This is a genomic window from Sagittula sp. NFXS13 (assembly GCF_040148795.1).
In the GTDB taxonomy this organism is placed as follows: domain Bacteria; phylum Pseudomonadota; class Alphaproteobacteria; order Rhodobacterales; family Rhodobacteraceae; genus Sagittula; species Sagittula marina.
In genome coordinates, this window is the sequence record NZ_JAGEMH010000014.1 from 12,289 (window position 1) to 36,923 (window position 24,635).

Here is a 24,635-nt window from a genome sequence, read left to right on the forward strand (position 1 = left end):
TTCGGTCGTTTAGTAACGGTATATGAAATTGCAAACGGCCGATTTTCATGCCCCTGATAGGCTATGCGCGCGTATCCACAGAGGATCAGACCCCCCTGCCCCAGTCTGAGGCCCTGCAAACTGCGGGATGCGTCGAGATCTTCGAAGAGCACGCCTCAGGCGGCAATCGTGCCCGGCCGGTGCTTGCCCGCTTGCTGGAGCGCATTAGCAAGGGCGACACGCTGGTTGTCGTACGGATCGACCGGCTCGCACGGTCTCTGTCGCACCTTCTCGAGGTGATCGAACGGTTGGAGGCCAAGGGGGCGTTCTTTCGTTCCATTCAGGACCCGATCGACACCGGATCCCCGCAAGGCAAGTTCACGCTGCAGGTTCTGGGCGCCGCGGCCGAGTTCGAGCGGGCGCTGATCCGGGAACGTACCAAGGCGGGGCTGGCGAGCGCCCGTACCAAGGGCCGGGTCGGCGGGAACCCTGGACTGCGGGCCAAAGACCCTGCTGCTCTTCGCAAAGTACGGCTGGCGCGACAAGACGGCTACATGGAGCGTCTGAACGAGACGGCACAAGATTGGGTGCCCCATGTGCGCCGGTTGCGACCCGACTTGGCCTGGGAAGACGTGGTGCGCATCATCAACGGCCCCTTGCCCGAGGCGCGTCGCTGGACCCAAAGCCGTCTCTTGCGCGCTGTGAAGGCCTATGTCGGCGACGGCTTCCTGCCGGCCGAGGTGCTAGCCCGCGCCGGGCGCCGCGAAACCGACGACCGTCTGCCCGCCAACGTCGCCGGCATCAAGGGCGCGGACCCCGACATCACGCTTCAGGCGATCTGCACCCGGCTGGAAGCGATGCGCGAACGCACGCCTCGTGGCCGAACAAGATGGCAGCCGTCTTCTGTGAAAATGCTGTTGGAGCGGGCGGAACGACTTGGCCTCATGCCGTACGAATCGAGCCAAAATCAGATGTAGCTTCTGACCCGAATCCAAAAAATTTCACCGGGAGAAAACTCCGCAGGAGGCAGAAAGTGCCATTAGTTGCTTGGGGTTAGCTGCTAATGTGCCAACTCAACAGAGTAGCGGTTCGATTTGGTTAGATCTGCATTTAATATATCTATATCAATGACTTGCTGAGTTTCTTACACGACAACACCTATAGGTGTTGTGGATAACTTTCACACTACATTTAGATTCTTCTTGCCGGACTCACTGGATCGTGGCATTCCCATTCTGACGGAAAAACGCGTCAGACACGCTGTACACCGTCAGAATGACTAAGAGCCTCAACAGAGGCCGAGAGTGGGCGGCAGGACATGGATGATCGTAACATTGGATACACGCAAGGCATAGGCTCTTCCGATATCGGAGCATTTGCCGACAATCTGGCTGAGTCTTTGGATCGCCAGATGAAGATCGCTTTCGAACCCGAAGAACGAAAGTCCCTACGCCGCTTCAGTTCCACCGAAGTCGCCGGCCTCCTGCGCGTAAGCACATCCAACCTGCGCAACCGGCACAAGGACGGCAGCTTCCCGGAAGTGCATACAGACAACCGCGGACACCGGTTCTACACAGCCCAAGAGATTGATGAGTTGCGCGATGTTCTTGGACGCACTGGAAAGAACGCAGAAAGCTACCGCCCAGGTCGACGTGATGGCGATCGTCTCCAGGTGATATCCGTCGTCAACTTCAAAGGCGGTTCATCAAAGACTACTGCAACGATTCATCTTGCGCAAAGGTATGCCTTGCGCGGTTACCGCGTGCTGGTCCTAGACCTCGATCCGCAAGCAAGTTTGACCACGTTTTTCGGCTTTCGGCCCGAGCTTGAGTTCGCCGATGGCGGCACAATCTATGATGCTTTGAGATATGAGGACCAAGTTCCTCTCTCGAACGTCATCCAAAAGACCTACTTCCATAAGCTCGACATGGTGCCCGCCGGTTTGATGCTCTCGGAGTATGAAACCGAGACCGCAAACGCTCTCGCCCGTCGCGTACAGCCCATCTTTGCAGAGCGCCTCGCCTTGGCGCTTGAAGAGGTTGAGGCAAACTACGACATCGTCCTGATCGACTGCCCGCCTCAGCTTGGGTTTCTAACCCTGACTGCGCTGGCAGCCTCGACGGGGCTTTTGGTTACCGTGGTACCTGGCATGCTTGACATCGCATCCATGAGCCAATTCCTGAAGCTTGCTTCAGAAACGGTCAAGGCCGTGGAGGAAGCCATCGGTCGGCGTGTCACATGGGATTTTGTCAAGTTCCTGATTACCAGATATGAACCGTCGGACGGTCCGCAGACCCAAATGGCAGGCTACCTGAGATCAATTCTGGCAGGTCAGGTCATGACAGAGCCGATGCTGAAGTCTACGGCGATCTCCGACGCGGGGATGACCCAGCAGACCGTCTACGAAGTCGATCCAAGCCAATTCATCAGAAAGACAATTGATCGCGCCCTGACCAGCGTGAATGGCGTTGGCGATGAGCTAGAGCAGACGATCCAAATGGCATGGGGGCGTCGCTGATGGCCCGAAACATCTTCAACCAGCCTCCAAGGAATGAGACGGAGAGCGGAGCCCCCTCCCCTACCCCGCCAAAAGCGGCAAAGCTGCCGGGATCTGTTGGAGGATTGCGCGACTCTTTGCGCGAGATCACAGCAAACTCGATTCGCGATATCGAACCCGATCAGATTGACATGGATGGGCTGCGCGATCGGTTGGTGCTGGAAGATTCCAGTATCGATGAGTTGGCCGAGAGCATTCGCAAGCATGGCCAACAAGTGCCCATCATGGTCCGTCCATCAGCCCAACCGGACAGATACCGCATCATCTACGGCCGCCGCAGGCTTGCGGCGATCCGTAAGGTCGGTGGAACGGTCAAGGCAATTGTTCGAACCTTGGACGATGACGCATCTCTGATCGCTCAAGGCCAGGAGAACAACCTCAGGCTTGATCCGTCTTTTATAGAAAAGTCTCTTTTTATCAAAGAGATGCAAGAATCCGGATACAAACCCGGTGTCATTCAAGATGCTCTAGGTCTGACCCGGCAAGGCGTATCCAACCACAGGGTCGTCATAGATCAACTGCCAGACGGTCTTGTTCAACTCATCGGGCCAGCACATGGGATCGGACGACGGCAGTGGGGTGATCTAGCTGCCTTGTCGGTGAAGGTAGATTTGGTGGACATCGCCAAAGAGGCGCTCGCCGCCCTGCCCGACGACACTCCTAGTTCCGAAAAGTTCCAAGCGGTCTATTCGGCTTGCTCGAGCAAAGCACGTAGCGACAAGAAGCCGCCCAATCGTGGGCTGACTTCGGTCATCAATGATGAGAACGGCAGTTCATTGGGCACGCTGACAATCGATGAGAAGGCGATCGCGCTCAAGGTCACCAAGAAGGACAATCCAGAATTCGGCCAATGGCTAGAAGAGCACGCGGAAGCTACGCTTTTGCAACTCTTCGTACAGTGGCGGAATGAGAGAGGCTCTGGGTCCTAACCCAGGCCACACAGAGCAACACGAGCAGAGGAGAAAAGCGAAGACCCGATAGAAAAGAGCCCCCCAAAGTTTCCCCTGGAGAGCCCTCATCATCTGATTAGCATCTTTGATGTAGCAACCTCCAGCATACCGGTCAAGAGTCACCGATTCGGTGGACTGATATTTTTTGCCTTTTTCCGCGAAAATTCGAGGAAAGAGACGGGGAAGTTGTGGGCCGAACGGTCGTCGTGAACAAGCCATGGCATTTACAAAACTCTCGATCGAAGCCGCAGGTGCTGATGCAACCCGCGGCTCATTTCCCCCATCTGAAACCAACGTCTGGACCATCTTCAGGGCCTTGAGAGATGCACGCAGCGTGTTTGGTCTACGCCCTGGCCACATACAGACACTTCAAGCAATGCTCAGTTTTCTGAAACCTGGCCATGGCGAAACGGTTTTTGCGTCTAACAATTCAATTTGCCAGCGCGTTGGCGGAATCGACGAACGGACACTCCGGAGGCACATCAACCGCTTCGTTGAACTCGGATTCATCAAGCGCAATGACAGCTCGAACCGAAAGCGCTACCGCGTTCGCTCATCCGGCGGAGAGTGCATCAGTTATGGATTGTCTCTCACCCCCCTGCTCCAACGTGCGAGCGAGCTTATAGCCATCGCGCAAGAGATGGAGAATAACCGGCGAGATCGGATATTTGTCCGCAAACAGATCCTTACAAAGCTCGCCCATTTGGAAGAGCACGATCCTAGCAACGCATTCATCAACCACGCACGGAAAGCTCTACGCAGGAAGCTGAGCCTCCCCGAATACCACGCTCTGCTCGCCAATACAGATGCAGAATACCAGAGTTTGACTACCCCGGATGACCCGCCTGAAACTATGGAATTGCCCGCCAATGACGGACAAACTGTCCGGCATCAATCTAAGTCTGAAAAAGAAAAAAAAGATTTAGATAGCAACATAGGCCTTGAGGCCCTGAAACCAGACTTGCTGACCTCAGTCTGCGATCAGGCGACATCGTTCTCCACAAAGAGACTTAGAAACTGGTTGGACATTGAAAACCATGCTCGAACACTTGCACCCATGATGGGCATTCACCCAGAGACTTTCGAGAAAGCCAAGAATGCTGTAGGAGCTCCGAAAGCGTCATGCGCGATCTTCATCATGCTACAGCTTGGAAAACGCATCAGGGATTTTGGAGCGTATTTTCACAGTATCACCCTGGGTCAAAGGCAAAACCAATTTGATCCATTAGCTTTGATCAAGCGACTGTCCGAAAACAATGAGCGAACTGTCTAATGTCCACCGCGGTGGACTTCGAACGAGAAGCGGCGCTTGTGGCAACCAAAACTGTCCAAACGCACATAGCGGCGCGTGGTGGTTCTTCAGTTTATCTCAGACCAGCAGATGTCCACCGCGGTGGACAAGTGACACACGAGCAAGCCTTGATGAAAATCTGGCCGCCCATGAAAGAAATCGGCGGCCAGGCATTACACCCTAAATGCCTAAAGTTATTGTGGGAGGTCACCGTCTCCAAAGAGGTTTGGAAAGAGCCGCTCTCGATAATCCAACGGAAACGCCAACCGAACTGGCGTCTTCGGCGAGGCGGACGTCAGGTATCCAGCTGCGGTCAGTTTGCTCAGCGTGTTGCGAGCAGTACGCTCGGACGTCTTGAGCACAATCTGCGCATCGCCTCGTTCCAATGCGCCATGCCGAAGAACCGCCGAGATTAGTTCCGGCGCTCGCTTGTCATCGATGGTATCTGCAACAAGACGACGATACCGTTGGTCCAGTCCGCCGAGATCGAACAATCTTGCTGAGAAGGTGATCTGGTCGAGCGTCACCTTTAGGAACCATTCACTAAACGTCTTCAGTGCCGCTTCTGACAGGTTCCCCCGTCCGTCGCGGTCTCCGCGGCGTGGACTGTCGGCCAGATCCATCATCCGTTTGTACTCGCCCCGATCGGTTAGCCCGCGGGCCAGCCCACGTGATACGGACCAGAGCCCTTGGCCACCAATCCCCGCTGTGAGGGCCATGGCATGAGCCATCAGTCTGCTGACACGGCCGTTACCATCCGGGAAAGGGTGGATGTAGTTGAGCCGGTGATGCGCAGAGGCGATCGCGATGATCCGTCCGCTCGAAGACCGCGCCGCAATCTGAAATCGTTTGTCGAAATGGTCCATGAATGCCGCGACGCGCGACGATGAAGGAGGTAGGTGGCGCCCGACCGCAACTTCCCGATCATCATCCTGGCGCATGCGTCCCGGAACGATGGGCTCTTGTGTGCCGTCGGGATGTTCGATGACCCGAAACTCATCCGGCATCTCGTCGTAGAAGCTCTTATGGACCCAAGTCAGGAATTCGACGGATGTGGGGCGGGGCAGTGTGCCCTTGCGATGCATCTCGTCGATGGCCCGTTGAACGATGACGTGCGCCCGGGCCTCAAGGGCGAGGGGACGGGTTTCTTCCTCAAGCTCGGCACCAGCCAGCGCCCTTTCGATGTCGCGGGGGCGCGTGTTGTGTCCTTCGATCAGGTTGGAGTAGTAGCAGTTCATCACACGGACGAGATCGGCAAGTTCGGCTGCGCTGTCAGGGTGCAACCCTTGTCCCAGCCCGGTGGCTTCCCTCTGGATGTCGACCGAAAGGTCTGCCAGTTCTGTGGGAATATGCTCCTCGAAGAAGCAGGGTTCGATCCTGGCGGGTGTTTCCAGCATATTTGCCGATCTTCCATGTTTGCAAAGTAATTGAAAAATAAACACATTTCGTACTTTCAAGCAAGGTTTTGCCGATATGCGTTGCCGATCTTGCCTGCCGATCTGGAATTGCTGCACGAAATCAATGGCTTCGGCAGAAGGGCCGGGCTTTTCGGTTTTGTTGTGTGCCCAAAGGGGCCGGAAAAAGAGAAAGTGTTCTTCGGGTTTTGTGACTGACGGATGAGGGCCTTTGGGGTCCCTCAGATGGGTCCGGGCCGGGTTCCGGTCTGCCGTTCCGGATGAAGGGCATTCCTATGCAATCAGGTGTCTTGCGCGTGCTCCACGCAACCGCCGCCTCCTGGTGGCGGCATAGAGAGCTGCGCCGAACTGGCCAGACGGCGCTGGCACAGCGGCTCGAACGCCAGACCGTCCTGCGTGATCTCGGCTATCTGAAGCAGGCGGCGTCATTGCCAAACGCGCATGTGATCTGCGGGGAGGGTAGGACATTCCTCCATCTCGGTTGGACCACCGTGTCGACCTTCGCGCCGATCGAGCGCTTTCCCTTGGCCGCCCTCGCGGTCGCACGAGGAACGCCGTTCATCGATATCCGATCCGTCACCGATGTCACCGCCTTCGCGAACTTGCCGTGCGTGGCGCGGGACGGATCGGTCGACCCTGACTCTTCGGGTCCCGGCAAGTCCGTCTCGCTGACCACCTACATCGACATGGTCGAAGCCCTCGGTGCCAGGATCGCCAACGATCCGCGCCCCTGTCGGTCAACCTAGTCACCACTCCCTCTCACCAAAACTCGAAAAGGAGGCCAGCCATGGCCCGATCCCGCACGCCCAAATTCGATGCCTCCGAGGTCATCACAAACGAAATCATCCGCATCATCGAGCGCGGCGTCCTGCCGTGGCGCAAGCCCTGGACCGCAGGCGGCAGCTCGCGCCCCCTGCGCGTGGGGGGTGAGCCCTACCAAGGGGTCAACAACTTTCTTCTGACCATGCGGACCGTGATGGCGGGCCACAGCTCTCCCTTCTGGATGACGCTGCCGCAGGCCAATGCCTTGGACGCAAAGGTTCGCAAGGGCGAGAAGTCCTCTGTCGTCGTCTATTACGGCCAAAGCTGGAAAGACGCCGGTGGCGAGGACGATCACGGGGAGAGGGATGATCGCTCCGAGGAGGCCCGCGTGTTCCGCTTCCAGAAATCCTACCGCGTGTTCAACGCCTGCCAGATCGATGGCTTGCCCGACAGCTTCTTCCCCGATCCGGAGCCAGCACCCGAGCATCCGCAGTCCGAGCCCATTCCGCATATGCAGGCGTTTTTCGACGCCATCGACATCACGACCGTCTTTACCGGCACGGAAGCCTACTACCTGCCGCCCGTGGACAAGGTCTACATGCCGTCGATCACCCGGTTCCACGACCCGCGCAATTTCTACGGGGTCTGGGCCCATGAGCTGGCCCATGCCACGAAAGCCCCGCATCGGCTAAACCGCGATTTCGGGCTCTCGAAGTTTGGCAACACGGCCTATGCCCGCGAAGAGATCGTCGCCGAACTGACCTCGGTTTTTTTGGGTCAGACACTCGGCTTCACGGCCCATACGCTCGAGATGAATGCCGCCTACCTGCACAACTGGTTGCGTGTCCTTCGCTCAGATAAGGGCGCGATCTTCCGCCACGCCGCGGACGCGCAACGTGCCTGCGACTATCTGATTGCCAGATCAGAGACGGGCAGGGCCGGGGAGAACGCTGAGGCCGCTTGAGGGGTGTGCGTCAGCAAGAGTGAAAGAAGGCTTTGGGAAGGGTGTTTCAACTTCTCAAAGGAGAGCCCTATGACCATTACTGCACAGCCCCAGCCAGACCGTCCGGATCCGACCGTGATCGCGGTGCAGAACGACGCGTTTCGCAAACTTGCATGCCTTGGGGTGCCGCCCGCGCAACCCATCCAGGGCCGCATGCATGTCACCCGCTCGCTTATGGAGGCCGGCGATGGCTTCATGGCCGAGGCGGTCAAAGCAACCGGTGAGTTTGCCACGTTCGAGCCTGAGAATGATCCCGAGGGCTGGCACGATTTCGGGGCGGTCGATATCCGGGGAGAGACCGTGTTCTGGAAGATCGATCTCTATGAGGCAGATTCGGATTTCCGCTACGGGGCCGAGGTCCCGGACAATCCTGCCACCACCATGCGCGTGCTGACCATCATGCTGGCGCGCGACTGGTAGGGCAGGGGGCTACCCCAAAGTGTCGATCCGAAAACTCAAGGCCCACTGACCCCTCAAAGGGAGAGTGGGCCTTTTGTCGTGGTGATCCCTGAAGCCGGGGATTGGTCACGCGCAAGCGCGCGGGCCGCATCTCACCCACCTGAAAGGTTATCCCATGACCACAAGCTTTGCCCCTCTCACCGTCGCCATCGGCGATCTGGTCCCGCATCCCGCCAATGTGCGCAGCAACGCGCCGGAAACCTATGACCCCGAGAACATCGCCCATCTGAAGGCCAGTATCGCTATTCTGGGCCTGCTCCAGCCGCTCTTGGTCCAGAAGCTTGACGGCAAATATGCAGTGCTGGCCGGTGGCCGGCGCCATGCCGCGCTGAAGGAGCTGGTCGCCGACAAGGTCGCCAAAGGGTTCACTGCGAAAACCAAGATCGACTGCCGACTTGTGCCGGAGGACTGTGACGTGACCACGGCGCTGTCGCTCGCCGAGAACATCACGCAAGCCCCGATGAACGCAATCGACGAGTTCGAGGCCTTCGCGCGGATGATGGAGGTCGACGGCCAGACGCCCGAGACGATCGCAAAGACCTTCGGCACCACGGTGGCCGCCGTGAAAAGCCGGTTGCGCTATGGCCTGATCCACCCCGACATCCGCGCCGCGGCTCGGGGCAAGGTGATCACGCTCGACACGATGAAGGCCTTCGCCGAGCACCCGAGCCAGGAGGCGCAGCGTGAGGTCTTCGAGGCGCTCACGAAGGACGGCGGCTATCTGCAGGCCTATTCCGTGCGGCAGGCGCTCAAATCCCGCGGGGTGCAGGTCAGTGACGATATCGGGGCTTTCGTGCGCGAAGACTACGAGGCGCGTGGCGGCGCTGTCGCCGCTGACCTTCTGGAAGAGCATTCTGTGCTCGAGGATGCAGCACTGGTCGAGACCATCCTGCTCGAGAAGCTCGGTGCCGCTGCCGAAGAGGCGCGTATGAGGCTGGGCTTTGCCTGGGCCGATGCGATGGTCCGCTATGATTACGCGACCATGGCCGACTACGGCCGCGTCTATCCCGGCCCGATCGAACCGGACGAGGCGGCCCAGAAGCGCGTCGATGAGATCATCGCCGAACTCGAGAAACTGCAGCTCGAGGTGGAGGATGAGGGGCTCGAGGACGGTGCCTACAACGCGCTTTACGAGCGCGTGGACGCCTTGGAAGAGGAAGCCCGCGACCTGCAGGAGGCCTACAGCGCCGAGGACCTCGCGCGGTCTGGGGTAATCGCGTCCTGGTCGGGCGGGCAGGTGACCCTCCATGTTGGCCTCGTCCGCCCGGAAGACACCGTCAAAAAGGAGGGCGCGCGCGGCTCCTCGGCTAGCCCGACCGGGGAGGAGGCCCCAGACGCCGGCGAAATCACCTACCCGGCCTCACTAGCCGAGGACCTCAAGACAGAGCGGGCCATGGCCCTTGGCGCTGCGATGGCGCTGCATCCGGAGGCCACGCTCGATCTGACGCTCTTCAAGCTGGTCAGTGACGTTCTGGTCAGCGGCATGAGTGTCACGCAGGCGATCAAGATCGAGGCCCGCAAGGAATACCGTACCCACGCCAAGATGGACGAGATCGACGAGACCTCGCTTGAGCAGGTGGCGGCGGCGCATGATGCGCTTGATCTCTCGTGGCTCGATGACACCCGCGCGCCCGCCGATCAGTTCGCGGCGTTTCGCGCGCTGGAGGCCGGCGAGAAGGCCAAGCTCGTGGCCTATGCCACGGCCAGCACCACGCAGTCCTGCTTCGCGCGGAATCCTCGGCGCGACAGCCTGATGCATGCGTTCGAGATCGAGATCATGCCCGACATTCGCGCGCATTGGACGCCGAACGCGGCGCTGTTCAATCGTTTCAAGAAAGCCTGGCTGCTGAAGATTCTGGGCGAGGATCTGGGTCTCGCCCAGGAGGCTGTGACGCTGGCCTCGTCGAACAAGAAGGAGATCGTCGCCTTCTGCGACAAGCTCTTCGCCGAGCCCTTCGCGACACTCACGGACGCGCAGCGCGCTGCCGTGGCCGCCTGGTGCCCGCCGATGATGCAGACCGCCGGTGTCGCCTGTGATGAGGCGGAGCCCGCAGCAGAAACCCCGGAGCCTGACAGCGCGGTCGCGCAAGCGGCCTGAGCCATCACGCGACCCGCGCGAGGCATTCCCCGCGCGGGTCGACCCTTCCAAACCGAACAGAAAGACATCCCCATGGCTATTCTCAAGTTCTCTTCCTCCGCTGTTGCGGCGCAAATCGCACATGCGCGCGCTTGCAAAACCTTCCTGCCCAACTGGAACGGGCCCGTGGACAGGCCCGCCCTGATCCTCATCGTCGGCAATGGTGTGCATCTGCGCTCAAACGGCATCGATGGCACGACCACCCGCATCGTCACCACCGAACAGGCCGATCCCTCCTTCGCCTTCGCCGACGGCATGAACCCGTTTCGGGACACCGACTGGATGGCGCAGCGCCGCATGGCGTTTCGCGATCTGACCGGCCAATTCTACACTGACATCCTCGACGATGTGCAGGTGCTCATCGACCGGGGGCGGGGGGCGATCCGGCTCGCCACCGAGGGCCACAGCATCCGCGTCTTCGTGCGCCGGGCCTCGGACTATCTCATCGGCGGGACCTACGAAGTGCCCTCGGGCCTCGGCGGCACCTTCCGGGTCATCCTTAAGGATGCCTGCGACACCTTCGCGATCGTGCAGAACTGCGGCAATTGCGAGGATTTCGACGCCATGCAGCCCTACCGCGTGCCGCTCGATGCGCTGATGGAACTCGACGATCGGAGGGTGGCGTGATGGGTTGGCTCTTCTACACCGACGGCCGCGTCCAGACCTACGCGGATGAGAAAGTGGAGATTGCCCGGCTCTGCACTTTCAAGGGCGACACGCGCAAAACCGAACTGGTCAAGGCTTGCAAGGTCGGCTCCACCTGGTATGCGGCGGCAAGGGTCACCAATCTCGACGGCACCGCTGTCGAAGACGCAACCTATGTGACCGATCCGGATGGCTCCATCACTTTCGGGGCTGTCTTTCTCACCCGATACGACGATGGGTGCTGGGGCTACAAGGACATGGAGGAAAGCGCTGGCCCGAACGAGTCTCGTGCTCCCATTGGGCTGATCGAGCTTCTGTCCGACCTGAAAGACCCGGCGAGCTATGCCCATGCCTGGCGCCAGCGTTGCCGGGACTGGGCCGCGATCCCGGATTACGAGGAAGGCGACAAGATCAGGCTCGCCACCCCAGTGACGCTCACCGATGGTAGCACCTGCCAGATTGTCACCGCGACGCACTACAAGCATGGGCGGCAAAAACGACGCTGCTACCGCATCGAGGATACCGGTGGGCTCGTACGCCTGTCGAAGGCCTCGCTTACGGGCTCGGAGCTGCTTAGCTCCGCAAAGGGCGCGGCAAGTCCTGTGCTGGCGGAGTATCTCGCGGGGCGAGATTAGGTCCTGCGCTCGACGGTTCATCGACCTGCCCGGCGGCAGCAGATCCTGCGGCTAATCTTGACAAGGCAATGCAAATGCATTACCTGTCGCAGGCAGCAAAGACCCCCATTCTTTCAGGAGACTGCCATGACAGCGCTCGCACAAGATGTCTCGAAACTCACGGATCGGTATCAGACGACCGTGCCGGCGGGTGTGCGCAAACAGCTCAAGCTGGGCAAGGGCGACCAGATTCGCTACTGCACCGAGCCGAGTGGCAGGGTCTATATCGAGCCCGTGCGCAGCGACGAGGATGATCCTGCGCTCGGCGCCTTTCTCGATTTTGTCGAGGCCGATATCAAGGCGCATCCGGACCGCATTCGGGCGTTCGATGGGGCTTTGCATGGCCGTCTTGCAGCGCTGGTCGGAGACGTTGACGTCGATCTCGATGCGCCGCTACCGCTCGAGGATGAATGAGCGGCGATAGCGTGCCCGCCCAAGCGCCCCTTGTCGTAAACGGATGGTCGATTTATGCGCATCCGCTCTTTCTTGACCAGCTCGAAGGGCTGACCCTAGAGGTTGAAGCGCGTAAGGCACGCGATCCCAAGACCTGGCGCAAGAAAAATTCCACGAAACGGCTGGCCGCCATCTTCAAGCTGGTGACCGAGGCCATACCGGCGGATCCGGGAGCCGCGGCCTTCCGGCAAGGCGGCACACTCGGCGATCACCGCAAGCACTGGTTCCGGGCGAAATTCTTCCAGCAGTATCGGCTGTTCTATCGGTTCAACAGCGATGCGAAGGTCATCGTGGTGGCCTGGGTGAACGACGACAATACCCTGCGCGCCTATGGCAGCAAGACGGATGCCTATGCGACGTTCAAAGGGATGTTGGAAGATGGCAACCCACCTGACAATTTCGACGCGCTCTTGAAAGAAGCTGCAGCGGCGGGCAAGAGGTTCGAAACTTCCCTTGAAGCGGTGCCCGATCGGTAAGTGGGCCAGCTTGCTGTGACCCTTTGGCATTATCGTTTACGACGCCCCGCTGGAAGATGTAGCATCGGCTGATAATACGGTCGGAGAAAGCACAATGGACGAAACGGAAAAGGATAGGCAGCACCTCGGGTTAGATTAGCAATGCGCGCCTGACCTGACGGGGCACCGTTTCCCAATTGCTGTGCACGTTGCAGACATGCCCGATGACCTCGGCAAGCTGCTGGATATCGGGCTCGAGGAGCATTTCCGTGGCGGCTGATGTCAATTCTTATGACGCGTGGTTTCGCGCGAAGGTGCAGGCCGCGCTGGAGGAGGAATGCACGGGAACATCTCAAGTTCAGGTGATGCAGGCCGCACAGGCATTGATTGATGCGAAACGGGAGGTCGAACCCAAGTCCTGACCAAGCCTTGGAGGTCAGCGCGGTCTGACCCCCGTCACCCTGAAAAGCGAAAGCGGGCTTTTTGTCCTTTGGAACTCAGACCCTGATCCAAAGGAAACCCCCATGTCCAAGCCCAAACCGGCAAATCCGGCTCTCTCAATCTCCGACACTGACCTCGCCTCTGCCCTCGTGCAGATCGGTGCGGAGGTCGACCACCAACCCCTGCGCAGTTCAGCGCTGGCGCGCATCATGCGCGAGACGTTTCATGGCAGCGATGCCGGGGGCGCCTGGGACTGGCGCATAGCCTATGACCTGATGCAGGCCGCGGCTGTCCAAGTGCTGCTGCGTGGGAACGGCGTGGCAGATGACATCGCCGCTGCAAAGCTGCTTGCCTCGCGGCTGCTGACGGAAACCCGCCGGTCAGAGCAGCAGATCCGGCTGCAGCAGTTTTCCACGCCGTTGCCTTTCGCGGCAATGGTCGTGCGGGCGGCAGCCGTTCGCAAGGGCGAGACTTTGCTGGAGCCCTCGGCTGGCACCGGTGCCCTGGCTACTTTCGCCGCCCGGGCCGGTGCCACGCTTTTGCTCAACGAGATCGACCCTTTTCGCCAGCGCCTCCTGCGCGCGGTTTTCGGCGGCGAGGTGACGGGCCATGACGGCGAGCATATCGACGATCTGCTGCAGACGCCGGTTCTACCCGACGTCGTGGTGATGAATCCGCCCTTCGCCTCCTCGGTCGACCGATCCCGCGACAAGCACATCGCTGCCAAACATCTCATTGCGGCTGCAAAGCGCCTGGCACCAGGTGGGCGCCTGGTGGCGATCATGCCGCCGGGGTTCACGCCCGAACGCGATGCCGCGCATTGGTCCCGCGCCTGCGGTCTCCTGACGCCACGATTGGCGCTGACGATGCCGGGGCAGGTCTACCGCAAGCTCGGCACCTCTGTCGGAACCCAGCTCATGGTCTTCGACAAGGTGCAGGAGGGCGGCGAGATAATCCGCGCCACTTTGTGCGATCTGGATGAAGCCCTTCCATTTGTCGATGCCGTGGCCGCAACACGGACCGAGATGAGCCCGGCCCAACGGGTTGAAGCGATCCCTCATGCTCGGCCGACCGTTCGATCATCTGTCCCGCGCAAGACCGCTGCCGGTGTTATCACCGCCCCCACAGCCAGGGCCAATGCCGTCCGTCCGCTCAGCTTCACGAGCCTTCAGACCCCGCGCAACAACATGCCCATCTCGGACATCTATGCGCGCTACCGTCCGCAACGGATCGAGATTGCGGATGCGCAGGAACATCCCACGCCGCTCGTTGAAAGCATCGCCATGGCCTCGGTTGCCCCGCCCATGCCCTCAAATACGGGCCGTGATGACTTGCGCCTGCCCGCACGGTTGATCGAGGAGGGACATCTCTCCGAGGCGCAGCTGGAAACCATCATCATGGCGCATGACGCCCATGTGCGCGACCTGCCGGGTCGGTTCGCGATCGATGACGACCAGACCAAGCTGACGCGCGCCGATGATGACCCGGATGCACGTGCCTATCGCCTTGGCTATTTCCTCGGCGACGGCACCGGTTGCGGCAAGGGGCGCGAATGCGCGGGGCTCATTCTCGTGAACTGGCTGGCCGGTCGCAGAAAGGCGATCTGGGTCTCCAAATCCGCCACGCTCATCGAGGACGCCATCCGCGACTGGACCGATCTCGGCGGCTCGCCAGCCGACATCCAGCCGCTCTCCAAGTGGAAACCGGACCAGCCCATCCCGATGGGCGACGGTATCCTCTTCGTCACCTACGCCACGCTGCGGTCCGCGGGCAAATGCGGCACCACACGGCTCACCCAGATCTTCGACTGGATGGGCGAAGACTTTGAAGGCGTACTGGCCTTTGATGAGGCCCATGCCATGCAGAACGCGGCCGGGTCCGAGCAGGGCAGGGGGGTCAAACCCTCCCAGCAGGGCCTTGCTGGCCTGCGGCTGCAACTGGCAGCACCCTGCGCTCGCGTCTTCTACATCTCGGCCACGGGTGCCACGAGCGTCCACAACCTGGCCTATGCCGCGCGGCTGGGGCTCTGGGGGCAGGGCCCCGAATACCCCTTCCCAAGCCGCGAGAGCTTCGTTTCTGCGATGGAAGCCGGCGGTGTCGCTGCCATGGAGGTGGTCGCGCGCGATCTCAAGACGCTCGGGCTCTACACGGCCCGCGCCCTCAGCTTCGACGGCGTGGAGTATGACGTGCTCGAACACGCGCTCACCCCGGCCCAGATCGAGATCTACGACGCCTATGCGGGTGCGTTTCGCACCATCCACCACAATCTCGAAGCCGCGCTGACGGCGACCGGCGTCAACGACGCCTCGGGCGAGACCAATGCGTCGGCCGCACGCGCCTCGGCCAAGTCCCGCTTCGAGAGCACGAAACAGCGCTTCTTCAACCATCTCCTGATGGGCATGAAGGCTCCAAGCATTATCCGCGCCATCGACGACGATCTGGCGGCGGGCAAGGCTTGCGTCATCCAGGTGGTCTCGACGGGCGAGAGTCTGCTGAAACGCCGGCTTGAGACGATGGATTCCGAGGATGAACTCGTCGAGGGTGCCTTGACGCCGCGCGACTATGTTCTCGGCTACCTCGAACAGGCCTTCCCAATCCATGCTCAAAAGCTCGTGGAGATCGATGGAAATATGGTGGCCGAGCCGCTCCGCGATGAAACTGGCGCGCTGGTTGTCTCGCGCGAGGCGCTCGCTCTGCGTGACGCGGCCATGATGGAGTTGATGACGCTGGCTCCGATCCCCTCGGCGCTCGATCAGATCCTCTGGGCTTTTGGCGACGAGGCCGTCGCAGAAGTCACGGGGCGGTCCATCCGGCCCCTCAAGGCCGAGGATGGTCATCTCTTCATCGAAAAGCGCGCCGCCAGCAGCAATTCATCCGAAACCCAAGCCTTCATGGACGGCGAGAAGGATATCCTTATCTTCTCCGATGCAGGCGGTACGGGCCGGTCCTATCACGCGGCGCAAACGGCGAAGAACCAGAAACGGCGGCGGCACTATCTTCTGGAGCCCGGCTGGCGCGCGGATGCGGCCATCCAGGGGCTCGGGCGCACGCATCGCTCGGCTCAGGTCAGCGCGCCCTTCTTCCGGGTCTGCACCTCGGATGTGCATGGCGAAAAGCGTTTCACCTCGACGATAGCCAAGCGCCTCGACCAGCTGGGGGCCTTGACCAAGGGTCAGCGCGAGACCGGCTCGCAGGGCATGTTCCGCGAGGAGGACAATCTCGAAAGCCCGATCGCACGGGCCGCGCTGCGTGGGTATTTCGCCGATCTTGCCGCCGGGCGCGCTGAGGCGATGAGCTACGAGAGCTTCACCGACTGGACGGCCCTGCGGCTGATCGACAAGGACGGTGTGCTTCTCGAGGAGCTTCCCCCGATCCAGCGGTTTCTGAACCGGGTTCTGGCCCTTCCCATCCACATGCAGAACGCGCTCTTTGCCGAGTTCATGCGCCGGATCGCTGATCAGACCGAACGGGCGCGCGCGGCCGGCACGCTCGATCTCGGCGTGGAGACCCTGCGTGGCGAAAAGATCGAACAGGTCTCCACCGAGGATCTCTGGACCTGCCCGAAATCCGGTGCGGTCACGCGGATCATCGGACTTGAGGTGACGGACCCGGTGCACGTGCTGTCGGCGGATGACGCGCTGTCGCGCAATCCCGACAAGCTGCCCATGGTCAACCGCGCTTCCGGCCGCGCGGCGCTGATCTCGGCGCGGCCCATGCAGATGTATGACGAGGACATCGTCACGCTGATGCGCAAGGTGGTGCGGCCAAACGGGTCGAGCTATCTGGAGGAGGCGCGGTTCGAGTCCTCGGCCTGGGAAGAGATCAGCAGGCCCGAGTTTGCAGGACTTTGGGATGCCGAGGCTGCATCCCTGCCAAAAACCACCACGACCAAGCTCTACCTGCTGACCGGGCTGCTGCTGCCGATCTGGAAGGATATTCCGACCACGAATGAGCGCATCTACCGGGTCACGCCCGACGGGGCGACGCCGATGATCGGGCGGACGCTGAGCGAGGAAGGGGCGGCAGCGTTACGCGCACGCTTCCTCGTCTCCAATCCGCAAACACCGCGGGAGATGCTGACCGCCGCCCTCGGCACCACCGCGCCTGTCGATCTGGGCCGGGGTCTGACCCTGACCCGTCGCCGCGTCGCAGGCGAGATGCGCCTTGAGTTGGGCGGTGCGGATCGGGGCATGATCGACGGCCTCAAGGCCATGGGGTGTTTCACCGAGATCATTGCCTTCCAGCTGCGGGTGTTCCTGCCGCATGGGGACGGGATCGACACGGGAACCATTCTGGCCCGGATCGTGAGGCAGGCACCAGATGCCGCTTCATTAGCAGCAGAATAGGCAAGGGGGGGAAAGATCATGACACTCGAAGACATCAAGGCCGCCGTCGATGCCGGCCAGACCGTTCACTGGGCCAATACCGGCTACGTTGTGCACAAAGATCGGCTTGGTCAGTACCTCATCACCTATTTGCCGAATGGTAGCTGCATCGGTCTGACCGACCGGGGCGGGCACGGGTTGAACGGAAAAGCCGCGGAGTTCTTCATCGCGCGATCGGAGGACGGCGCGGAAAATCCGGGCAGCCAATCAAGACCAGACGGGCAGGGCGGGGCGTTGCACCCGGAGGCGCGGGGGCATTCCCACTCGGACGGCAGCTTTGACCCGTGGGCGGGGCTGAAAGGAAAGCAGGCTTTCTGATTTGTGATCCCTCAAGGGGTCGAGAAAGCAATCCCGGATGCGTTGGCAAGAACGTCAGGCACCGGCCAATCCAAAAAAGGAACCATCCCATGTTCGCAGGAACCCTCACCCGCAATGTCGAGACGGCAGCCGCTCAGTACACCGGCATGATCCACTCGACGCGCTTTGACATCGCCATCCAGTTGGAGGCGCGGGCCAAGATGTCTGAACGCAGCCCGGATTTTGACGTGACGGCAGTCAACAAATCAGGCCGCAAGGTGCGCATCGGCACGGCTTGGAACGAAACCGGCAATACCAGCGGCAACCCCTACATCTCGATGCAGATCGATGTCGGCTTGGGCCCATTCCGGGTCAACGCAGTGCAAACGAAAGAAGCGCGCGCGGCCCAAAGCGGCGACTTCGAAATCATCCCGCTGGTGTCCAACGGCCTGATGAAATCCGGCTCGATCTCGGGCGAGCTCACCGTCATGGATGCCGACAATGCCTTCACCGGTTATATCGCCAACATGATGTTCGATCTGGAATTCATGCTGATCGAGAACAGCTACAAGACCGAGGAGACCCACCCCGATTACCGGATCGAGGTCAGCTCGCCCCGGGGCACACCGATCCGCATCGGCTCGGCCTGGATGGCGAAAAGCAGCCGCACGGGCAATGACTACCTGTCGCTGCTGATCAACACGCCCGATGGCGACCTGCGCGTCAACGCCGTGCAGAACGAAGAGCAGCGCGGCGGGCAGACCTTCTCGATCATCCCGTTCATCGACAGCGGTGAGCAGCCGCAGGATGCAGGCACGGGGCTGTCGCTGGTTGCCTGATCAGCGCGCGAGGTGAGACGATCTGAACCGAAAGGGGAGCCGTGGGATCACGGTTCCCCTTTTTCAATGTCCGTTTGCATGAAAGTAAGATCCGTTAGTGATTTGCCTGCCGCGGCCAGGTTGCGAACGGCCCGAAAACATAAGATGGCGGCAGCCCTTAGAACAGACTGCACCTCGCCCGAACACACACCCGAAAACAGCCCCACTAAATGTAGTATTTGAATGGCTGTGGTCCGCCCTCCCGCGCGGAACCCATCACAAGGATGTCGCCGACCATCTTCGCGAATCGCACCGTTACTGGGAGCCCGTCGTTGAAGTTGCACGAGTTGTAGTTGATCTTTGTCAGTCCCATGATGTCAGAAAGAACCGTCCGCATCTCTGGCTGACGATGCTTTGAGCGCAAGATCGTCACCATAAGCGGGTTGGGTGTTTCAGGCCCGATATACGTATCCAGCTGCGGTACGTAACCGCTCGTCCAAAGGTAGGCGTTCTTCTCGTCTAAATTCAGAGCCGTTCCCCTGATCACCGGGTAGTCGCCTTCACGGAAGAGCTTCGCATCTCCACCCGTTGGCCTGATCCGTACGCCAATGACATTTGTTTCCTTAGGTGCCGCGCGACAGAAGGCATGCCATTCCTCGTCGTTGAATGATGCCTGCCCATGGATAAAGAGCTCCTTAGGCGGTTCGGAGTGAAGGTCCCGATACGCTTCGATCACAGTTCCTAGAAGTTCTTCCGCAGCACTGGCATTGAGATGGTACTCGTACTTGCCAGTCTTCCAAGGGCCATTTGCGCCTCTAAACACCACGCCATCGCCTTCACTCAAAAACATCTGCGCCGCGCAACAAACGTGATTGTCGCGGTTGTTCGGAAGGTTCTTGTAGACCATCCCGATGTAGCACACCCCTTCGCGCACGTTTGAAAGCCGCCAGGGCGGGCGATCTTGGGTCTTGTAGTAAAGCCCGGTCGCGATGTTCCACGCCACTGTCGCAGCGTCTTGGGTGCCTCGCTTTGGATAGCCAGCACTGTTTAGGAACGCCGTTGGCTCGAGGGTCGACTCGCGCAGGATCTGAGAGGGTGCAATCGAGAGCAAGGTCGCTTTAATGTGCCTACGGAAATCTGGAATATCGTCAAATACATTCTCAATACGCGGATCGAACCGTTCGTCCATGAAAAGGAACGATTGGGGTGACCTAGCACGTTGTTTCTTGGGCGTTTGTCCAGCGACCAGGGTTAGACCGGTCCGCCTCGATTCCGGACGGCAGCGTTCGTAGACTATCTCGGGCACGACGAATATCCAAACGTCGATCGATCCCTCCTCGTTGCGCCTGAACTTGTTGACGCGCTCAGTGTAGATACGAGCAACTGCATCGACGGCTTCGTGTATGTTCTGCACCCTAGTTGCGCGTTCGATGGCGTCGAAATCGACCGTCAGGCCCCTGAGCCGATTTGGATCGAACGTAACGCCGAATGTCTCTTCGAGCCCGGCGAAATCCGCGAGATGAAGACGGTCCTTCTTCTCCGTTGGCCCCGGAGGCGGCACTGGTATCCCTGAAAGTAGTCGTCGACTCCACGAGCGGAAGTGGCCGATCCCGTCCGACGTTCCGACAACCCCAATCCGAACCTCTCGAAGCTTCTTTGGCCCGTCATGAGGTCCGTATAGAAAAAGGCCATCCTTTGGGTGGTGGCTTCTTTGGTCATGGCAAAAGTCGAGTTCTGGCTCATCAAAATGATCCACGATCAAATTTGCCTCGGGAAACCTCATGTACCGTCTCCTTCGGTTTCCGCATCTTCATCATCAGCTACGGGCCGCCCGAGCGTGCTTTCGTCCTGCTCTTCGGCATCAGGGTCGCCCACGTCAGGAAGAGCAGTGCTGACCGGTGACGTGAACAGAATGGGCTCAGATGAAAGAAGCATGTCCTGGCCCGGAGCCAGCGAAACCCGAATATAGGCCGACTCGCCGGACATGAGCTGAAGGAATGCCAGAAGGCGTCCATGCCATTGCTTGTTGCGCCAACCCTTGCAGCCCGATCTGCGGAGACGATGCATCTTCTTCGGGTCATCTATGCGTTCGCCCTCTTCCGTACCGTTGTCTTTTGCGAACAGAACACGCGCCTTAAGGCGGAAGTGCCAGAACGGCCAGTTCCGAGGGGTCGCCGTCACACCATAGGACCAGATATGCTTTCGGGCGATGTTGCGCAGCATTGACCGCCGCGGCTTGCCCTGCCTGCCCCAAGATACCTGTTCACCGATCTTGACCTGGGTAGGGGCAACATGGAAACCATCGCCGTTTGAATAAGCATAGTCGACCATGCCAATCTTCCTGCAGTGCCGTTCCCAGGCATCGCGCAGCAGGCCCGTGAGCATGTTCGAGAGATCGCGCCCCGCGACACCGATCTCGGGCATACCCTTATCCACCGCATCCTCAACCGGCACAGATGTCCGCAGGCGCAACTTCGCCACACCTCCGAGGCTTTCCTCAACATCAGGCGGCGCTGCAAAAGTGATCACCCCTCGCTCATGTGCGACGGCGGGAAACGACAGCCCTCGCACCCGCCTTTTGAGGACGTCGCTTTGAACCGCTCCTGTCGCCTCGTAGAAGTGGAGTTCATTGGGCATTTCCAAGATCTGGATCCAATTCGAGACCAAGGACTCTGGCTCGCGCACCAGCGGAACAGCACCACGCTTTCGGAAGCTGTCCCATTGAGCTGCGACCGCGATGTTCTCACGTCGGCACGTCACACCTTGGCGGCGCAGCGTCTCGAGAAGCTTCGAAAGTCCTTCTGCCCAACCGCGCGAGAAATCGGCAGGCGTCGCATCACGGAGTCCATCAATCTTGGCCCCCTCCCCGATCCGCAGCGGGATTATCAAGCGAGCGTCGCCGAGACTTGCCGCAAGCGTTTTCGCCCTGTCGATTAGATCCATAGCGTCTTCGTTGGCGCGAGTGGCAGCGCCCGCCACCGCTAGCACCTTCGCAGCGCGGCGCTCCAGTGCCACTCCAATCTCCTTGTGCCATCTGTCTCCAGGCTCGAGTGTCAGGATCTCGGAAAAAACGCGATACCCGTGCGCTTCGAGCTTTGGACCGAGCCATAGAATGAACTGATCGTGGTCGGGGCGTGCTCCGACCAGGAACAAAGTATCCCGTTGCGCTTCCGCCTCCGCCTCCACATTAGTGCCGATCCCTGGCTTTGGAAGCAGCGCTTGAAGTACCGAAGGAGGCTTCAAGCGGTCGTCGCGCTCATCCAGCGTCTCATTTAGCATTCGCTTCAGCGTACGCCCGCTTGCGGGGGTCCATAGCTTGGGATGAGCCTCTTCGATGTCAGGATGAGCGCGCAGCAGCGCCTCAAGATCCTCGCGCCCGAAGATGTTTCCTGGAGATCGAATGGCGGGGCCGCAAATCTCCGCGAGGTCCTGCTTCCGTTGTGGGGTCATCGCTACGGACGTCGACAGTATGTAGCGATCCGGCGCCAACTGATCTATCTTCGCTCGCTCCTTCTTCATCTCACGCTTCAAAGCTGTGATGGCAGATCTCTCGTATCTCTTGGCTTGCAGAATCGTCAGGCTTTCCGCCTCCGGCGCGTGGCGTCCATCTATTCCACCATCGGCTCCTTCGCCGAATTGCTCGAAGCGGATGCCAAGAGCACGACCGATAAGGTCGGCTGAAAGCGCCTCGAACTCAGAGGGCGATAAGGCAGAGAAGTCGATAAGCATAACGTCTATATATCGCCATTCACTCCGGCTTACACCCAAGATTTACCTCACCAACATGCCGATTTAATATCTCAACATAAAATTTAGAGCACAGGTACAAATTGGCTGTGTTTGTTTCTAAAGACCTGCAGACGTCATTTCCGGAACGGGCTGTCGCAATCACGTCGTTGAAGCGACAACTAATGTGTCGCCTCGAAAGTCGGCTTTCCGCCCGCGTCGCATGCTGTGATAGGATTTCGTATAGCTCGCAGCGGAGTCGCCTACAGGTCGAGCTTGTTTAGGCCTTGCGGCCTCCCCAGCTCGGCTTCGCGTGTCGCAGGGGAGAACGGCCCTTCGGTCCGTCGCGCATTCGGCCATGCGGCCTCACCGCGGCGTTGCACCCAGGCCCCCGGTTTGCCCGCCTCGCGAGCACGTCCCTCCCCGGCCGCTCCGCCGGATTGCGCTCTGGTCTGTTTTGGCCCGAGGCCAAAACGATCCCGCCGCTCCATCCGTCTTCCGCGTCCGTTCGGTCCGTTTGCCTGCTCGGGTCGGCCAAACCTACCGTCAAAACACACACACATGAGTGCGGAAGCATATCCTCCGGATGGCCCCCAAATCAGCCCGCGTCAAGGATCGCAAAACTTTTCGGCGAGGGCGGGGCCTGTGGAGGGGGGCGGTCCTGTGCGTGAGACCGCGCATCTGTCGGGTGCTGCGCACGGAAAACTTTTGCGCCCGGCAAGCCGGCGGCTGCGCCGTCCCTGACCCGGGCAGATTCGGAAACCAGGCATTCGGCCATGCCCCCACACTCACGTGGTGGCCTTGCAACCGAACACTGGAGACCAGACATGGCTTACGACACCGCAAACACCTACGAGACCATCGAGCTTTTCGGACTGACCGAGAAGGACGCGCAGCTGCCGATCCCGGAAGATCACGTCCTGAGCGACCACATCATCCGCGAAAGCTTCGAGTCATTGCTCGGGCAGCTGCGCGGGACCGGGCTTGAAGCCGAAATCGAACCGCTGGCCCATGGGCTCGCGACGATCCTGCAGCGCCGCAAGGTGGCGCTCGGCAAGGAGGTCGACCGCACCGCCGACAAGATCGGCGCGCTGGCAAAATCCCACGACGGATCGGAGATCGCCGAGACCGCGCTCGAAGAGGCGCAGGCCCGCTTCGTGCAGCTGCGCGAGATCGTCAGCGCCATTGAGGTGATGAGCGAGGCGGCGGCGGAATGCTACGAGATTGAAACGGGCCACGCCTTCATCCCGGCGGCAGGCTCCCGCGCAAGCGTCCGGGCGAAAGAGACCGGGGCAGTGTTCGAGGCACGGCAGCTCCTGGAGCAGCACGACCGCGAGACTGCCGAGAAATCGAAAGTCGAGGGGGTTCCCCTGATCGTCTCAGGCGCCACCGACTGGACCGATGTCGATGTGATCTTCAACACGCTCGACAAGGTTCGCGAACGCATCAAGCAGAACCGCAACCAGGAGATCTTCCTCTGCCACAAGGGTGGCAAGCACGGGGCGGAGATGATTGCGGCTCGGTGGGCCCGGGCACGCGGGGTCGCGCAGGCGCGCTTCGATCCGCGCTGGTCCGCGCACGGGCGGGCGGCACCGTTCAAGTGCAACGATGAGATGCTGGACGACAAGTTCGCGGCGACGGGGGTTGTACTCTTCGGCGGCAACGGGGTCGCACTGAACCTCGGGCAGAAGGCGGAAGCGAAAGGCCTGACGGTCATGCGGGTTGCGGACCCGGCGAAGAAGGCGTCGCAGGATTGAAGAGAGGGGGCCGCGCTTGGCGCGGCCCTTTCGTCATGTCTCATGGCGCGTGCGATCGGTCATGCGTGATCGGCAGTCTGCAGCGGCCGGCACTGCCATCCCTCTACCCAGTCCGTCAGAGTGCGGCCCATCCGCATCGGTACGGGATGGGGATGGTGCGCACCTCACGCACATCGTCAGCAGCGCAAGACGCGAGGGGTCGAGACGTCGCACATGAGGCTGAAGACCTGCACGTCCCTCGGGGCGTGTTTCGGAACATCGCATCCACGCGGGCGGGCTCCGTCGGCACCCCGGCCAGGCTCGGCGGGACGCGGACGCGGATGGTGGCGGCTGCGTGATGGCAAGGGTCATCCGGATCACTCCTTTTTGCTCATAGATGTGGATCGCACGGGGTCGGCCCGTCCGTGCCCTCCGCTCCCGCTTCGGCAAGC

At 60.5% G+C, this 24,635-nt stretch carries 20 protein-coding genes and 1 pseudogene; 18 read left to right on the forward strand and 3 right to left on the reverse strand.

Features of this window, described 5'->3' with window-relative positions; translation table 11 throughout:
* Positions 1–47: 47 nt before the first annotated feature.
* The 4 genes from J4E08_RS19545 to repC all read left to right on the forward strand — a co-directional run bounded on the left by J4E08_RS19545 (position 48) and on the right by repC (position 4,759).
* On the forward strand, positions 48–956 hold the full coding sequence (locus J4E08_RS19545) for a recombinase family protein (RefSeq protein WP_349539909.1): 909 nt from the start codon (positions 48–50) through the stop codon (positions 954–956).
* Between the two features lie 341 nt (positions 957–1,297).
* Positions 1,298–2,497 carry a plasmid partitioning protein RepA gene (gene repA, locus J4E08_RS19550; protein WP_009807965.1) on the forward strand — a complete coding sequence of 400 codons (1,200 nt, stop codon included), beginning with the start codon at positions 1,298–1,300 and terminating at the stop codon, positions 2,495–2,497.
* Positions 2,497–3,465 (forward strand): plasmid partitioning protein RepB, encoded by a 969-nt coding sequence (repB, locus tag J4E08_RS19555; RefSeq protein ID WP_349539910.1) that lies wholly within the window; start codon positions 2,497–2,499, stop codon positions 3,463–3,465. Before repA ends, repB begins: the two co-directional genes overlap by 1 nt.
* Before the next feature lie 238 nt (positions 3,466–3,703).
* Positions 3,704–4,759 (forward strand): plasmid replication protein RepC, encoded by a 1,056-nt coding sequence (gene repC, locus J4E08_RS19560; RefSeq protein ID WP_349539911.1) that lies wholly within the window; start codon positions 3,704–3,706, stop codon positions 4,757–4,759.
* A gap of 212 nt (positions 4,760–4,971) precedes the next feature.
* Here repC and J4E08_RS19565 read toward each other — a convergent pair whose 3' ends face one another.
* Positions 4,972–6,174 carry a Fic family protein gene (locus J4E08_RS19565; protein WP_349539982.1) on the reverse strand — a complete coding sequence of 401 codons (1,203 nt, stop codon included), beginning with the start codon at positions 6,172–6,174 and terminating at the stop codon, positions 4,972–4,974.
* A gap of 90 nt (positions 6,175–6,264) precedes the next feature.
* Here J4E08_RS19565 and J4E08_RS19570 point away from each other — a divergent pair, with 90 nt between their 5' ends.
* The 13 genes and pseudogenes from J4E08_RS19570 (at position 6,265) to J4E08_RS19630 (ending at position 18,742) form a co-directional block, all read left to right on the forward strand.
* Positions 6,265–6,390: a hypothetical protein gene (locus tag J4E08_RS19570; protein ID WP_268793849.1), complete on the forward strand. Its 126-nt coding sequence runs from the start codon at positions 6,265–6,267 to the stop codon at positions 6,388–6,390.
* A 77-nt stretch (positions 6,391–6,467) separates the two neighbouring features.
* Entirely contained in the window at positions 6,468–6,938 is a 471-nt protein-coding gene (locus J4E08_RS19575; protein ID WP_349539912.1) for a hypothetical protein, read from the forward strand.
* Positions 6,939–6,979: 41 nt separating this feature from the next.
* Positions 6,980–7,918 (forward strand): ArdC family protein, encoded by a 939-nt coding sequence (locus J4E08_RS19580; protein ID WP_349539913.1) that lies wholly within the window; start codon positions 6,980–6,982, stop codon positions 7,916–7,918.
* A gap of 69 nt (positions 7,919–7,987) precedes the next feature.
* Positions 7,988–8,377 carry a DUF3768 domain-containing protein gene (locus J4E08_RS19585; RefSeq protein ID WP_349539914.1) on the forward strand — a complete coding sequence of 130 codons (390 nt, stop codon included), beginning with the start codon at positions 7,988–7,990 and terminating at the stop codon, positions 8,375–8,377.
* 154 nt (positions 8,378–8,531) lie between these two features.
* A complete protein-coding gene (locus J4E08_RS19590; protein WP_349539915.1) occupies positions 8,532–10,514 on the forward strand; it encodes a ParB/RepB/Spo0J family partition protein in 1,983 nt (660 codons plus the stop codon).
* Between the two features lie 72 nt (positions 10,515–10,586).
* Entirely contained in the window at positions 10,587–11,180 is a 594-nt protein-coding gene (locus tag J4E08_RS19595) for a regulator (protein ID WP_349539917.1), read from the forward strand.
* Positions 11,180–11,833, forward strand: a complete 654-nt coding sequence (locus J4E08_RS19600) for a DUF6927 domain-containing protein (protein WP_349539918.1) — start codon at positions 11,180–11,182, stop codon at positions 11,831–11,833. The genes J4E08_RS19595 and J4E08_RS19600 overlap by 1 nt, the downstream gene beginning before the upstream one ends.
* A 126-nt stretch (positions 11,834–11,959) precedes the next feature.
* On the forward strand, positions 11,960–12,286 hold the full coding sequence (locus tag J4E08_RS19605) for a type II toxin-antitoxin system PrlF family antitoxin (protein ID WP_349539919.1): 327 nt from the start codon (positions 11,960–11,962) through the stop codon (positions 12,284–12,286).
* Entirely contained in the window at positions 12,283–12,801 is a 519-nt protein-coding gene (locus J4E08_RS19610; protein WP_349539920.1) for a type II toxin-antitoxin system YhaV family toxin, read from the forward strand. The genes J4E08_RS19605 and J4E08_RS19610 overlap by 4 nt, the downstream gene beginning before the upstream one ends.
* Before the next feature lie 248 nt (positions 12,802–13,049).
* On the forward strand, positions 13,050–13,202 hold the full coding sequence (locus J4E08_RS19615; protein WP_009820264.1) for an antitoxin PaaA2 family protein: 153 nt from the start codon (positions 13,050–13,052) through the stop codon (positions 13,200–13,202).
* Between the two features lie 102 nt (positions 13,203–13,304).
* Positions 13,305–17,567, forward strand: coding sequence for a strawberry notch-like NTP hydrolase domain-containing protein (locus J4E08_RS19620; protein ID WP_349539921.1), 4,263 nt, complete (start codon positions 13,305–13,307; stop codon positions 17,565–17,567).
* A gap of 18 nt (positions 17,568–17,585) precedes the next feature.
* Positions 17,586–17,887 (forward strand): annotated as a pseudogene (locus J4E08_RS19625) (hypothetical protein).
* A gap of 126 nt (positions 17,888–18,013) precedes the next feature.
* Positions 18,014–18,742 carry a DUF736 family protein gene (locus tag J4E08_RS19630; RefSeq protein ID WP_349539922.1) on the forward strand — a complete coding sequence of 243 codons (729 nt, stop codon included), beginning with the start codon at positions 18,014–18,016 and terminating at the stop codon, positions 18,740–18,742.
* Between the two features lie 205 nt (positions 18,743–18,947).
* Here J4E08_RS19630 and J4E08_RS19635 read toward each other — a convergent pair whose 3' ends face one another.
* A complete protein-coding gene (locus J4E08_RS19635) occupies positions 18,948–20,504 on the reverse strand; it encodes an argonaute/piwi family protein (protein WP_349539923.1) in 1,557 nt (518 codons plus the stop codon).
* Complete coding sequence (locus J4E08_RS19640) at positions 20,501–22,450, reverse strand: TIR domain-containing protein (RefSeq protein WP_349539924.1); 1,950 nt, start codon at positions 22,448–22,450, stop codon at positions 20,501–20,503. The genes J4E08_RS19635 and J4E08_RS19640 overlap by 4 nt, the downstream gene beginning before the upstream one ends.
* 824 nt (positions 22,451–23,274) lie before the next feature.
* Here J4E08_RS19640 and J4E08_RS19645 point away from each other — a divergent pair.
* Positions 23,275–24,204, forward strand: a complete 930-nt coding sequence (locus J4E08_RS19645; RefSeq protein ID WP_349539925.1) for a DUF2493 domain-containing protein — start codon at positions 23,275–23,277, stop codon at positions 24,202–24,204.
* Positions 24,205–24,635 lie beyond the last annotated feature (431 nt).

Bases quoted from the DNA above. Each gene is read 5' to 3' on its own strand.
- J4E08_RS19545 (WP_349539909.1), top strand. From the start codon at position 48: ATGCCCCTGATAGGCTATGCGCGCGTATCCACAGAGGATCAGACCCCC.
- repA (WP_009807965.1), top strand. From the start codon at position 1,298: ATGGATGATCGTAACATTGGATACACGCAAGGCATAGGCTCTTCCGAT.
- repB (WP_349539910.1), top strand. From the start codon at position 2,497: ATGGCCCGAAACATCTTCAACCAGCCTCCAAGGAATGAGACGGAGAGC.
- repC (WP_349539911.1), top strand. From the start codon at position 3,704: ATGGCATTTACAAAACTCTCGATCGAAGCCGCAGGTGCTGATGCAACC.
- J4E08_RS19565 (WP_349539982.1), bottom strand. From the start codon at position 6,174: ATGCTGGAAACACCCGCCAGGATCGAACCCTGCTTCTTCGAGGAGCAT.
- J4E08_RS19575 (WP_349539912.1), top strand. From the start codon at position 6,468: ATGCAATCAGGTGTCTTGCGCGTGCTCCACGCAACCGCCGCCTCCTGG.
- J4E08_RS19580 (WP_349539913.1), top strand. From the start codon at position 6,980: ATGGCCCGATCCCGCACGCCCAAATTCGATGCCTCCGAGGTCATCACA.
- J4E08_RS19585 (WP_349539914.1), top strand. From the start codon at position 7,988: ATGACCATTACTGCACAGCCCCAGCCAGACCGTCCGGATCCGACCGTG.
- J4E08_RS19590 (WP_349539915.1), top strand. From the start codon at position 8,532: ATGACCACAAGCTTTGCCCCTCTCACCGTCGCCATCGGCGATCTGGTC.
- J4E08_RS19595 (WP_349539917.1), top strand. From the start codon at position 10,587: ATGGCTATTCTCAAGTTCTCTTCCTCCGCTGTTGCGGCGCAAATCGCA.
- J4E08_RS19600 (WP_349539918.1), top strand. From the start codon at position 11,180: ATGGGTTGGCTCTTCTACACCGACGGCCGCGTCCAGACCTACGCGGAT.
- J4E08_RS19605 (WP_349539919.1), top strand. From the start codon at position 11,960: ATGACAGCGCTCGCACAAGATGTCTCGAAACTCACGGATCGGTATCAG.
- J4E08_RS19610 (WP_349539920.1), top strand. From the start codon at position 12,283: ATGAGCGGCGATAGCGTGCCCGCCCAAGCGCCCCTTGTCGTAAACGGA.
- J4E08_RS19620 (WP_349539921.1), top strand. From the start codon at position 13,305: ATGTCCAAGCCCAAACCGGCAAATCCGGCTCTCTCAATCTCCGACACT.
- J4E08_RS19630 (WP_349539922.1), top strand. From the start codon at position 18,014: ATGTTCGCAGGAACCCTCACCCGCAATGTCGAGACGGCAGCCGCTCAG.
- J4E08_RS19635 (WP_349539923.1), bottom strand. From the start codon at position 20,504: ATGAGGTTTCCCGAGGCAAATTTGATCGTGGATCATTTTGATGAGCCA.
- J4E08_RS19640 (WP_349539924.1), bottom strand. From the start codon at position 22,450: ATGCTTATCGACTTCTCTGCCTTATCGCCCTCTGAGTTCGAGGCGCTT.
- J4E08_RS19645 (WP_349539925.1), top strand. From the start codon at position 23,275: ATGGCTTACGACACCGCAAACACCTACGAGACCATCGAGCTTTTCGGA.